This is a genomic window from Labrys sp. F242, from assembly GCF_057813875.1.
This window is the reverse complement of record NZ_JBVASG010000019.1, coordinates 1-482: the sequence shown is the minus strand read 5'-3', so window position 1 is coordinate 482 and position 482 is coordinate 1. Positions and strand designations below refer to the sequence as shown.

General features: G+C 66.8%; 1 protein-coding gene. It reads left to right on the top strand.

Annotated features, from left to right (window positions below):
- Positions 1-482, top strand: a 482-nt coding sequence (locus tag ACZYTC_RS34240; protein ID WP_488991757.1) for an MlaD family protein, incomplete at both ends; no start/stop codon positions are given.

Sequence of the window (482 nt, the reverse complement as noted above, 5' to 3'; positions counted from 1 at the left end):
CGCCGCCTGTCCGCGATCTGGCTCATCCCGATCGTGGCGGCCGGGATCGCGCTCTATCTGGGCTGGGTCACGCTGTCGGAGAAGGGGCCGGTGATCACCATCACCATGCGCACGGCGGAAGGGCTGGAGCCGGGCAAGACCCAGATCCGCTACAAGGCCATCGTCTTCGGCACGGTGAAGAGCGTCGCGCTTGCGCCGGACGGCAGCCACGTCATCGTCGCCGCCGACATGACCAAGCAGGCCGAACCGCTGATGCGCGAGGGCACGCTGTTCTGGGTCGTCAGGCCGCGCCTGTCGGCCAGTTCCGGTATTTCCGGCCTGTCGACCATCATTTCCGGCGTCTATATCGAGTTCGATCCCGGCAAGGCCGGCACGACAGCCGACAGCTTCGCCGGCCTCGAGCTGCCTCCCGTCATTCCCACCGACGCGCCCGGAACGGAATTTGCCCTGAAGACCACGCAGATCGGTTCGATCAGCGCGGG